Consider the following 12,288-nt stretch of genomic DNA (forward strand, 5'->3'; position numbering starts at 1 on the left):
GAGGACAAGCTCCGCGAGTACCTCAAGAAGGCGCTCACCGACCTGCGCAGGGCCAACGGTCGGCTGCGCGAGGCCGAGGACGCCAGACATGAGCCGATCGCGATCGTCGGCATGGCATGCCGGCTCCCGGGCGGGGTCACCGGCCCGGCGGACCTGTGGCGGCTGGTCGCCGACGGCGCCGACGCCATCACCGCGTTCCCCGCCAACCGCGGCTGGGACCTGGACACCCTGTTCGACGACGACCCCGACCACGCCGGCACCTCCTACGCCCGGCACGGCGGATTCCTGCACGATGCGGGCGAGTTCGACGCGGGCTTCTTCGGGATCTCCCCGCGCGAGGCCCTCGCCATGAACCCGCAGCAACGGCTGCTCCTGGAGACCTCCTGGGAGACCTTCGAACGCGCCGGCATCGACCCGTCCGGCCTCGCCGGGCAGAACATCGGCATCTTCACCGGCGTCATGCACCACGACTACGCCCCCACCGGGCAGCGCATCCCGCCGGCCGTCGAGGGCATGCTCGGCATCGGCAACTCCGGCAGCGCCACCTCGGGCCGTGTCTCCTACACCCTCGGTCTGGAGGGACCCGCGGTCACCGTCGAGACCGCCTGCTCCTCCTCCCTGGTCGCCATCCACCTGGCCGCGCAGTCCCTGCGCGGCGGCGAGTGCTCGATGGCCCTCGCGGGCGGCGTCGCGGTGATGGCCACGCCCGACGGCTTCATCGAGTTCTCCCGCCAGCGCGGACTGGCCAGGGACGGCCGCGCGAAGGCGTTCTCGGCCGCTGCCGACGGCACCAACTGGTCCGAGGGAGCCGGCCTGCTGCTCCTGCAACGCCTCTCCGACGCGCGCCGCGACGGCCACCCCGTGCTCGCCGTCATTCGCGGTACGGCGGTCAACCAGGACGGCGCGTCCAACGGCCTGACCGCCCCCAACGGACCCTCCCAGCAGCGCGTCATCCGGGCCGCCCTGGCCGACGGCCGGCTGACCCCGGCCGACGTGGACGCGGTCGAGGCGCACGGCACCGGCACCGCCCTCGGCGACCCGATCGAGGCCCAGGCGGTCATCGCCGCGTACGGCCAGAACCGGCCGGAGAACCGCCCCCTGTGGCTCGGCTCCCTCAAGTCGAACATCGGGCACGCGCAGTCGGCCGCCGGGGTCGCCGGGGTCATCAAGATGGTGTTGGCGTTGGAGCACGAGGTGCTGCCGAAGACGTTGCATGTGGATGAGCCGACGCCGAAGGTGGACTGGTCGGCGGGTGCGGTGGAACTGCTCACCGAGGCGCGTGCGTGGCCTCGGGAGGAGGGGCGTGTGCGGCGGGCGGGCGTCTCGTCCTTCGGGGTGAGCGGCACCAACGCGCATGTGGTGATCGAGGAGGCGCCGGCCGAGGAACCCGCCCTGGAGGAACGGGGGTTCACTGGTCCGCTGCCGTTCGTGGTCTCGGCCCGGTCCGCTGCCGCCCTGAAGGCGCAGGCCGAGCGAGTCGCCGACCACCTGGAGAGCGGGGAGTCCGCCCCGGCGGACGTCGCGTACTCGCTCGCGACCAGCCGCGCCGCCCTGGAGCACCGGGCCGTGGTCGTCGCCGCGGACCGTGCGCAGGCCGTGGCCGGACTGCGGTCGCTGTCCGGCGAGGTGCCTGCGGTCGCGGGTGGTCGTCTGGCGGTGCTGTTCACCGGGCAGGGTGCTCAACGGGTGGGGATGGGCCGGGAGTTGTACGCGACGTATCCGGTGTTCGCCGCTGCCTTCGACGAGGTCGTGGCGGAACTGGACCGGCACCTGCCCGTCCCGCTCAAGGACATTGTCTTCGAGGGTGCGGGCGATGTGGACCGTACGGAGTTCACGCAGCCCGCGCTGTTCGCGGTCGAGGTGGCTCTGTTCCGGCTGGTGGAGTCGTGGGGTGTCAGGCCGGACTTCGTGGCCGGGCATTCGATCGGCGAGCTGGCGGCGGCGCATGTGGCCGGGGTGTGGTCGCTCGCGGACGCGGCGCGGCTGGTGGCCGCCCGGGGCCGGCTGATGCAGGCGCTGCCTGCGGGTGGCGCGATGATCGCCGTGCAGGCGAGCGAGGACGAGGTGCTGCCGCTGCTGACCGACGGGGTGGGCATCGCAGCCGTCAACGGACCCACCTCCGTGGTTGTTTCGGGCGTCGAGGTGGAGGCAGAGGCGATCGGTGCGCACTTCGCCGCACTGGGTCGTAGGACCAAGCGGCTGACGGTCAGTCATGCCTTCCACTCGGTGCTGATGGACCCGATGCTGGAGGAGTTCCGGCAGATCGCCGCCACCCTCACCTACCACGAGCCTCGGATCGGTGTCGTCTCCAACGTCACCGGAAGGCCCGCGACCTCGGACGAGCTGACCTCCCCCGACTACTGGGCCCGCCATGTCCGCGAAGCCGTCCGCTTCGCCGACGGCATCACCTCGCTGCACGAGCAGGGCGTCACCGCGTTCCTCGAACTCGGGCCCACCGGTGTGCTCACCGCGCTCGGGCAGGAATGCGGCCCAGAAGACGCGCTGTTCGTTTCCTTCCAGCGCGCGGACATCCCCGAGGCGCGGGCCGCGGTGACTGCCGTCGGACGGCTCTTCGAGTACGGAGTCACCACCGACCTGGCCGCGCTCGCGCCGGGCGGGCGCCGGGTCGATCTGCCGACGTACGCCTTCCAGCGCGAGCGGTACTGGCTGCGCCCCCTTGAGACCCGTTCCGACGCCGTCTCGCTGGGTCTCGCCTCCGCCGGCCACCCTGCTCTCGGTGCGGTCACGCAACTGCCGGAGTCGGGTGGGGTGTTGGCGACGGGTCTGCTGTCGCTGCGCAGCCATCCATGGCTGGCGGACCACGCGGTGGCCGGGACGGTCGTCGTCCCGGGCGCCGCACTGGTGGAGTTGGTCGTGCGGGCCGGCGACGAGGCGGGCACGAGCACCGTCGAGGAACTGGTGATCGAGGCCCCGCTGGCGCTTCCCGCCGCGGGCGGAGTACGGGTCCAGGTGGTCGTGGGCGGACTGGAGGACGGGCGGCGTGGGGTCAGCCTGTACTCGGCCGCTCACGACGCCGGGCCGCAGTCGCCCTGGACGAGGCATGTGACCGGCTCGCTCGTCGAACAGGCCAATGACACAAGGGAGTTCGACTTCTCCGCCTGGCCCCCGGCGGGTGCCGAGAAGCTGGACCTCGCCGGGTTCTACGAGGACCGCCGTGCGGCCGGTCTGGAGTACGGACCCGCCTTCCAGGGCCTGACCGCCGTATGGACCGAAGGCGAGGAGGTGTACGCCGAGGTCGCCCTGCCGGACGGACAGGAACCCGGGGCCTTCGGCATCCACCCCGCCCTGCTCGACGCGGCCCTCCAGGCCGGTGTCTTCCGTGGCACGGGCACCGGGGAGCCCCGGCTCCCGTTCGCCTGGTACGACGTGGCCCTGCACGCTTCCGGCGCCACCGCGTTGCGCGTCCGTGTGACCCCGGCCGGTGCCGACGGCGTCGCGCTGGAGATCGCCGACGACACCGGCGCCCCCGTCGCGTCGATCGGCACCCTCGTCACCCGCCCGCTGTCGCCCGAGACCTTCGGTGCCTCCCGTGCGCCCGACGCCCTGTTCCGGGTCGAGCGGACGCCCGTGGCCGTCGGTGCCGAGGACGTGCCGTTCGTCGTGACCGGCGCGGACCTGAGCGGGCTCGGGGCCGACCTGCCCGCCGTCGTCATCGCCGACCTCACCGAGGCAGAGGCGGCGGACGGGCCCTCCCGGGCCCTCGAACTCGCCGGCCGGGCACTGAAGTTGGTGCAGGCCTGGTCCGCCGGCCCCGGGTCGACCCTCGTGCTGCGTACCAAGGGCGCCGACGCCGCCGACCCCGCGGCCGCCGCAGTATGGGGACTGGTCCGTTCCGCCCAGACGGAGAACCCCGGACAGTACGTCCTCGTCGACGCCGACGACGGTGTCGCACCGGGGCGGATCGCCGCCGCGGCCGTCGTGGGCGAGCCCCAACTGGTGATCCGTGACGCGACGGTCGCCGCCCTCCGCCTCGCCCGCGCGGCCGGCACCGGTACGCCGGCCGGCCGGACCCTCGACCCCGAGGGCGCCGTCCTGATCGTCGGCGGCACGGGCACCCTGGGCGCCCTCCTCGCCCGGCACCTGGTCACCTCGTACGGGGTGAAACACCTGCTGTTGGTGGGGCGGCGGGGTATCGCCGCCGAGGGTTCGGCCGAACTCGTGCATGAGCTGGGTGACTTGGGTGCCGTGGTGCGGGTCGAGGCGTGCGACGTCTCGGACCGCGAGTCCTTGCGGGCGCTGATCGCCTCGGTGGAGCGGCCGTTGACCGCGGTCGTGCACACGGCCGGTGTGCTGGACGACGGCGTGATCGCGGCCCAGAGTCCGGAGCGGCTGGCGAAGGTGTTCCGGCCGAAGGCGGACGCCGCCTGGCATCTGCACGAGCTGACCAAGGACCTGGACCTCGCGGCCTTCGTGCTCTACTCGTCCGTCGCCGGCACCGTCGGCAGCGCGGGCCAGGCCAACTACGCTGCTGCCAACGCCTACTTGGACGCCCTCGCCGAGCACCGTCGCTCGCTGGGGCTGCCCGCCACCTCGCTGGCCTGGGGCATGTGGGAGCAGAACGGCGGTATGCAGGACTCCCTCGCGCACAGCGACCGCGAGCGGATGAGCCGCAGCGGTATGCGGGCGCTGGCCGGTGACGAGGGGCTGGCCCTCTTCGACGCCGCGCTGCACGTCCCCGACGCGGCGCTGGTCGCGGCCCGCTTCGACTTCGCGGCCCTGCGCGACCGTACCGGACCGGACGCCGTACCCGCCCTGCTGCGGGCGCTGGTCCCGCCGGTCCGCAGGTCCGCGCGGGCGGCGGCCGGGGCGATGGCCGTGGAGTCCCTCGCCGAGCGGCTGGGCGGTCTGCCGCCCCAGGAGCGGCACCAGGCCGTGCTCGACCTGGTCGCCGAGCAGGCCGCCGCGGTGCTGGGCCTGGCGGGGGCCGACCAGGTGGCCGAGGACCAGGCGTTCAAGGACCTGGGCTTCGACTCGCTGACCGCGGTCGAGCTGCGCAACCAGCTCGCCGCCCGCACGGGCGTACGACTGCCCGCCACCCTCGTCTTCGACCACCCCACGCCGACCGCGCTCGCCCGGCGGCTGGACGAGGCGCTGGTGCCGCGGGAACCGCGGGAGACCGGCGAGGGGACGACGGCGTCCGGCTCGCCGGCCGGGACGGCGGACGAGCTGATCGCCGACATGGACGTGGAGAGCCTCGTGGCGCGTGCCCTGAGCGGCACGGCCAACTGATTCGGTCTCGGACCGGGAGAGAAGATCATGACTGTTTCCGACGAACGACTCGTCGAGGCGCTGCGCGCGTCCGTCACCGAGAACGAGCGGCTGCGACGGGAGAACGAACGGATCACCGCCGCGGCCCGGGAGCCGGTGGCCATCGTGGGCATGGCCTGTCGGCTACCGGGCGGGATCAGCTCGCCCGAGCAGCTGTGGGACCTGGTCTCCGGCGGCCACGACGCCGTCACCGGCTTCCCGACCGACCGGGGCTGGGACCTGGACGGCCTCTACCACCCGGAGCCCGGCCACCCCGGCACCACGTACGTGAAGGAGGCGGGGGTCCTGCACGGCGCGGGCGCCTTCGACGCCGGCTTCTTCGGACTCTCCGAACGCGAGGCTCTCGGCACCGACCCGCAGCAGCGCATCCTGCTGGAGCTGGTCTGGGAGACGCTGGAGCGGGCCGGCATCGACCCGCACACCGTCCGCGGCAGCGACACCGGCGTCTTCGCGGGCCTGATGTACCACGACTACGCGAACGGGGTGCGCAGACTCCCCGACGGCGTCGACGCGTTCCTCGGCCTCGGCCGGTCCGGCAGCGTGCTGTCCGGCCGGGTCTCCTACCTGTACGACCTGACCGGCCCGTCCGTCACCGTCGACACCGCCTGCTCCTCCTCGCTGGTCACCCTCCACATGGCCGTCCAGGCGCTGCGCGGCGGAGAGTGCTCCCTGGCGCTGGCCGGCGGGCTCGCCGTGATGGCCACGCCGGACGCGTACGTCGGCTTCGCGGCGCAGCGGGCGCTCGCGCCCGACGGACGGATCAAGGCCTTCTCCTCCTCCGCGGACGGCACCAACTGGGCCGAGGGCGCCGGGGTGCTGCTCGTCGAGCGGCTGTCGGACGCGCGCCGCAACGGGCACCCTGTGCTCGCCGTGATCCGCGGCTCGGCCGTCAACCAGGACGGCGCCTCCAACGGTCTGACCGCCCCCAACGGCCCCTCCCAGGAACGGGTCATCCGGGCCGCCCTCGCCAACTCGGGCCTGACGCCCGCCGATGTGGACACGGTGGAGGGGCACGGCACGGGCACCGTCCTGGGCGACCCGATCGAGGCGCAGGCGCTGCTCGCGACGTACGGCCGGAACCGCCCGGAGGGGCGCCCGTTGTGGCTCGGTTCCCTGAAGTCGAACATCGGGCACGCGCAGGCCGCCGCCGGGGTCGCCGGGGTCATCAAGACCGTGCTGGCGCTGCGCAACGAACGGCTCCCGAAGACGCTGCACGTGGATGAGCCGACGCCGAAGGTGGACTGGTCCGAGGGCGCCGTCGAACTGCTCACCGAGGCCCGTCCCTGGCCCCGGGAGGAAGGACGCCCGCGCCGGGCGGGCGTGTCCTCGTTCGGTATCAGCGGCACCAACGCCCACGTGCTGCTGGAGGAGGCCGCACCGGAACCCGTCGCCGAGGCCGCCTTCCCGCGGGCCGCCGGACCCGTCGCCTGGGCCCTGTCCGCGAAGACCGCCGACGCCCTGCGCGCCCAGGCCGCGCGGCTCGACGCCTTCCTGGACACGGCGGACGCCCCCGGCGACCCGTACGACCTCGGGCACGCCCTCGCGCTGACCCGTACCGCCTTCGACGAGCGGGCCGTGCTCGTCGGCGAGGACACCGGCACCCTGCGCGCCAAGGTCCGGGCCCTCGCCGAGGGCGGCGCGGGCTCGCTCCCGGGCGTGGCCCGCGGCAGCCGCGCCAAAGGCCACCTCGCGGTGCTGTTCACCGGGCAGGGAGCCCAACGCATCGGCATGGGAAGGGAGTTGTACGAGACGTATCCCGCCTTCGCGGCGGCCTTCGACGCCATCGCCGCGGAACTCGACCGGCGTCTGCCCGTCCCGCTCAAGGACGTCGTCTTCGAGGGCGTGGGCGATCTGGACCGTACGGAGTTCACCCAGCCCGCGCTGTTCGCGATCGAGGTGGCGCTGTACCGCCTCTACGAGTCCTGGGGCGTGCGTCCGCGCGCCCTGGCCGGGCACTCCATCGGCGAGCTGGCGGCCGCGTACGTCGCCGGGGTGTGGTCGCCGGCCGACGCGGCGCGGCTGGTGGCCGCGCGGGGCCGGCTGATGCAGGCGCTGCCCTCGGGTGGCGCGATGATCGCCGTGCAGGCGACCGAGGACGAGGTGCTGCCGCTGCTGACCGGCGGGGTCGGCGTCGCGGCCGTCAACGGGCCGCGGTCCGTGGTGGTCTCGGGCGTCGCGTCCGAGGCGGCGGCGATCGGCGCGCACTTCACCGGACTCGGCCGCAGGACAAAGGAGCTGACGGTCAGTCATGCCTTCCACTCGCCTCTGATGGACCCGATGCTGGAGGAGTTCCGGCAGGTCGCCGCCGAGCTGTCCTACGACGAACCGCGCATCCCCGTCATCTCCACCCTGACCGGGGCGCCCGCGACTTCGCGGGAGCTCGCCTCTCCCGACTACTGGGTGCGGCACGCCCGCGGCGTCGTCCGTTTCGCCGACGCCGTGCGCACCCTGCGTGCCCAGGGCGTGGCCACCTTCCTGGAGGCCGGTCCCGCCGCGGTGCTGTCCGCGCTCGGCCCCGGCTGCCTGGACGACGGCGACGACGGCGCCGTCTTCCTTCCCGCCCTGCGCGTCGACGCCCCCGACGCGCAGACCGCGCTCACCGCGCTGGGCGGGCTGCACACCCGGGGCGTACCCATCGACTGGACGGCGCTCTTCACGGGAGCACGGCGGGTGGCCCTCCCGACGTACGCCTTCCAGCGCCGCGACTACTGGCTGGAGGCCGGCACAGTGACCACCGAGACGATCAGCACCCCCGAGACGGAGACCGCCACCGACCCCGGCGCCGAGGCGCTGGAAGCGACCCGGCAGGCCCTCGTGGCCCGGCTCGCCGGACTGTCCGCGGAGGAGCAGGTCGCCCACCTCGTCGACCTGGTCGCGGCCCAGGCCGAGACCGCCCGCACCGAGCAGAACCCCGACGATGTCTTCGACGACGAACTGGACGGCGACAGCCCCTTCTTCGAGGTCGGCTTCAACTCCCTGAGCGCCGTCGAACTGCGCAATCGGCTGGTCGAGGCCACCGGCCTCACCCTCAGCCCGATGCTGCTCTTCGACTACCCGACCCCGGCCTACGTCGCCGAGTTCCTCCAGGAGCAGCTCGCCGCCGAGGGAGGTGCCTGAGATGCCCGCGCACTCCGACGTACTGATCGTCGGCTACGGCCCCGTCGGCCAGCTGCTCGCGCTGCTCCTCGCCGACCGAGGCCGCACCGTCACCGTTGTCGAACGCTGGCCGCAGGCGTACCCCATGCCGCGGGCCGTGGCCTTCGACGGCGAGGGCGCGCGGACGCTGTCCGCGGCGGGCATCGGCGGGCTCGTCGGCCGGATCGGGGAGCCCTCCGGCGAGTACCTGTGGCAGAACGCCGACGGCCAGGTCCTGCTGCACATCGACGGCGCCGAGCGGAGACTGGCCGGCTGGCCGGAGTCCACCTCGATGTACCAGCCGGCCCTGGAGGCCGAGATGGAGGCGCGCGGCGCCGGGCACGGCAACATCACCGTGCACCGCGGCCACGAGGTCGTCCGCATCGACGAGGACAGCGCGCCGGACGGCACGGTCCGCGTCACCGCGACCACCCCCGACGGCGACGAACTGGTCCTGACCGCTTCCTGGGTCGTCGGCTGCGACGGCGCCAACAGCTTCGTACGTCGCGCGATCGGCACCGAGGTGGCCGACCTCGGGTTCTCCCACGACTGGCTGGTCTGCGACGTCGTCCATGACGACGGCCGCACCTTCGACCCCAACAACCTGCAGATCTGCGACCCGGCCCGCCCGCGCACCTCGGTGTCCGCGGGTCCCGGCAACCGCCGCTACGAGTTCATGCGGTTGGCGGGGGAGACGGTGGAGGGACTCAACACCCCGGAAGCCTGCTGGGAGTTGCTGAAGCTCTTCGACGTCTCCCCGGCCGACTCCACCCTGCGCCGCCACCACGTCTACAGCTTCCGGGCCGGTTCGGCCGAGCACTGGCACCGCGGCCGGCTGGTGATCGCGGGCGACGCCGCCCACGTCATGCCGCCCTTCGCCGGCCAGGGCATGTCCTCTGGATTCCGGGACGCGGGCGCGCTGGCCTGGCGGCTGGACGCGCTGCTCGCCGGGCAGGCCGGGCCCGAGGTCCTCGACCACTACGGGCAGGAGCGCCGCACCCACGTCAAACACGCCATCACCATGTCGGTCAACCTCGGCCGGATCATCTGCCAGACCGACCCCAAGGCGGCGGCCGACCGCGACCTGGTGATGAAGGCGGCGGCGGAACGGGCCGCGGCGGCGGGCACCGCGCCCCCGCAGCGCTCCCCGCTCCAACCGCTGACCAAGGGCTTTCTGCACCGCGCCCCGAACGGCCGGCCCGCCGAACCCGCCGGCACCCTCGCCCCGCAGGCCCGGGTCGCCCAGGGCAACCGCGGCGGCCTGTTCGACGACATCGTCGGCCTCGGCTTCGTCCTGCTCACCACGGAGGACCCCGAACTCCTGCTCACCGAACCGGACTTCGCCTTCCTCGCGGGTCTCGGCACCCGCGTCGTACGCGTGCTTCCCTCCGGCACGGACCCGGCCCTGACGGTCCCCGGCGAGGTGGTCGACCTCGACGACGTCTACCTCCCGTTCCTGACCGCCGCGGCCGCTACCACGGCCCTGATCCGGCCGGACTTCTACGTCTACGGAACGGCCGCGGGACCCGAGGCCGTACGGTCCCTGCTCGACGGGGCCCGGACGGCACTGCGGGCCACGGTGGCCGCCTGACCGCAGCCCAGAGGCCGCACCCCCGTGATCCGGGGGTGCGGCCTCTGGTCGTACACGCGTCGAACGGGCAGTGAATGTGCGGTCGTCGGGGCGGGGACGGCCCGGCGACGGCGGGTGGATGTGCGCCGGCCGCGGAGCCGTGACCGGGGGCGTACGGCGAAGGGCCCGCCCTCTGCCGCCGGGAGCGGGCCCTTCGCCGTACCGGACTCAGTCCTCGCGCGGCATCCGCGCGAGGACGCCCATCACCACCTCCTCCGGTACGGAGGAAACCAGTTCGGGGCCCCGCGGGCCGCTCAGTACGAAAGAGAGGTCCGTCACCGCCTTCTTGTCCAGCCGCATCAGCGCGACCAGTTCGGCGTCCCGCACACCGGCCGGCAGCCGGTGCGGGAGCCCGTAGTCCCGTACCACTTCCTCGTGTTCGGTGGCTTGTGCTTCGTCGACACGGCCCAGCGCTTCCGCCAGCCGGCCGGCGAAGACCGTGCCGATCGCGACGGCCTCGCCGTGCCGCAGCGCGAAACCGGTGGCCCGCTCCAGGGCGTGGCCCAGTGTGTGGCCGTAGTTGAGGATGTGCCGCAGCGAGGCGTCCCGCTCGTCCGCGGCGACGATACGCGCCTTGCACGCCACGCTCGCCGAGATCTGCTCGACGAGCGGCCGTCCCCGCAGGTCGCCGGTCCCGATGAAGTGCGCGCGGGCGATCTCCCCGTACCCGTTGCGCCACTCGCGCTCGGGGAGCGTGCCGAGGAAGTCGGTGTCGCACAGCACCGCGGACGGCTGCCAGTACTGGCCGACCAGGTTCTTGCCCTGCGGCAGGTTCACCGCGGTCTTGCCGCCGACGCTGGCGTCCACCTGCGCGAGCAGGGTCGTCGGCAGATGGACCACCGGGAGCCCGCGGTGGTACAGCGAGGCGGCGAGCCCGACCGAGTCGGTCGTCGTGCCGCCGCCGACGGAGACGACGGCGTCCGCGCGGCTGAGCCCCCACTCGGCGAAGGCCCGGCACATCCGTTCCACGGTGGCGAGCGACTTGTCCTCCTCGCCGTCCCGCGCCGACAGGTGCAGTGTGGGCAGCCCCGTGTCGGGAAGCAGCGACCGCGGCCGGGCGGAGACCACCACGGCCTTGCGGGCGCCGAGCCCGGCGAGGATGCCGGTGAGCCGATGTCGTACGCCCGCGCCTATGTGGACCGGGTACGAGCGCTCACCCAGGTCGACGTCGATGCGCGAGGCGCCGGTCGTAGCAGTCGTAGCAGTCAAGGAGAGTCCTTTCGTCAGGCCGACTGGAGGGGCGTGACGCCCGGGAAACCCGTGAAAGGCGTCGGCACAGGGGTGTTGGCGGCCAGGGCCGAGCGGATCGTGCGGGCCGCCCGGGCGCCGGTGCGGGTGGGGACGCCCAGCCGTTCGTGGGTGAGCAGGACGTGGTCGTACAGCAGGAAGTTGACAGGTACGCCGTCCTCGCGGCCCGTGGCGACGGCGTCGCGGACCGCGGACAGGTAGCGCTCCCACAGCGCCGGGTCGCCGGGGACGCTCGCGTCCCCGGCCGGCGCGGCGGCGCGGGCGTCCGCCTCGGCCGCCTCCTCCGCCCGGTCCGCCGGGTCCAGGCCGGCCGCGCCGAACTGCCAGAAGTGGAAGAGGAAGGCGCCCCGTTCGCGCTCGGGCACCAGCTTGCTGACCAGCCACAGGTGCGCGACGGCCAGCGACTGGCGCTGCGCCGGGTCCAGGCCGCCGTCCAGGAGCAGTTCCAGCGCGAACGAGCTGGAGCGGGTGGCCAGCCGGTGCGCCATCCGCAGGGTGCCCGGGGTCTGGTACTTGGCCGTCTCCGGGGCGTAAGTCCCGCTGATCAGCGGCCAGTTGTAGGCCGCGGTGTGGGCGAGCAGCCTCCGCTCCAGTTCCTTCAGCACTGGATCAAAGGAGTGGAACCACAGCCCGAGATCCCCCTGGCCCGCGGCGTCCGGCCGGCGGAACTCCCACAGCGCGTCCGGGTCCTGGGCGTGCAGATGGCCCACCAGGTCACCGACCATCGTGGTCACGACCCGGACGACGTGGGCCTCCGGCCTGCTCCGCATCGGGTTGGGCAGTCGGACGAAGAGCCATTGACGGTTCATCGCGGAAATCTCCTCGTGGGATGGCGGGGCAGTGGACGGATGCCGTGAGGCTAGGGTCCGCGGGGCCCGAAATCTCCGGTGGGCGCGCAGCGGCCGTTCGGGGCCCGAGAACAGGGCGGAGATAGGGGGGTGGGCCGGGGTTCGGTGGGTGCGCGGTTGCCGGCGGATGGGCGGGGC

The 12,288-nt window shown here is 73.5% G+C and carries 3 protein-coding genes and 1 pseudogene; 2 read left to right on the forward strand and 2 right to left on the reverse strand.

Annotated features, from left to right (window positions below; translation table 11 throughout):
- Positions 1–24: 24 nt before the first annotated feature.
- Together F9278_RS49030 and mhpA are read left to right on the forward strand one after the other, a co-directional pair.
- A pseudogene (locus F9278_RS49030) lies at positions 25–8,385 on the forward strand (SDR family NAD(P)-dependent oxidoreductase); the annotation flags it as partial.
- A gap of 22 nt (positions 8,386–8,407) precedes the next feature.
- The gene (gene mhpA, locus F9278_RS17885) at positions 8,408–10,015 is read left to right on the forward strand and encodes a bifunctional 3-(3-hydroxy-phenyl)propionate/3-hydroxycinnamic acid hydroxylase MhpA (RefSeq protein ID WP_152169264.1); all 1,608 of its coding nucleotides are present in this window, start codon (positions 8,408–8,410) and stop codon (positions 10,013–10,015) included.
- Positions 10,016–10,222: 207 nt separating this feature from the next.
- Here mhpA and F9278_RS17890 read toward each other — a convergent pair whose 3' ends face one another.
- Together F9278_RS17890 and F9278_RS17895 are read right to left on the reverse strand one after the other, a co-directional pair.
- Positions 10,223–11,263, reverse strand: a complete 1,041-nt coding sequence (locus F9278_RS17890; protein WP_152169265.1) for a 3-dehydroquinate synthase family protein — start codon at positions 11,261–11,263, stop codon at positions 10,223–10,225.
- Positions 11,264–11,277: 14 nt separating this feature from the next.
- The gene (locus F9278_RS17895) at positions 11,278–12,111 is read right to left on the reverse strand and encodes a lantibiotic dehydratase C-terminal domain-containing protein (protein ID WP_152169266.1); all 834 of its coding nucleotides are present in this window, start codon (positions 12,109–12,111) and stop codon (positions 11,278–11,280) included.
- Between the last annotated feature and the right edge of the window lie 177 nt (positions 12,112–12,288).

The sequence above is a fragment of the Streptomyces phaeolivaceus genome (assembly GCF_009184865.1).
Classification (GTDB): domain Bacteria; phylum Actinomycetota; class Actinomycetes; order Streptomycetales; family Streptomycetaceae; genus Streptomyces; species Streptomyces phaeolivaceus.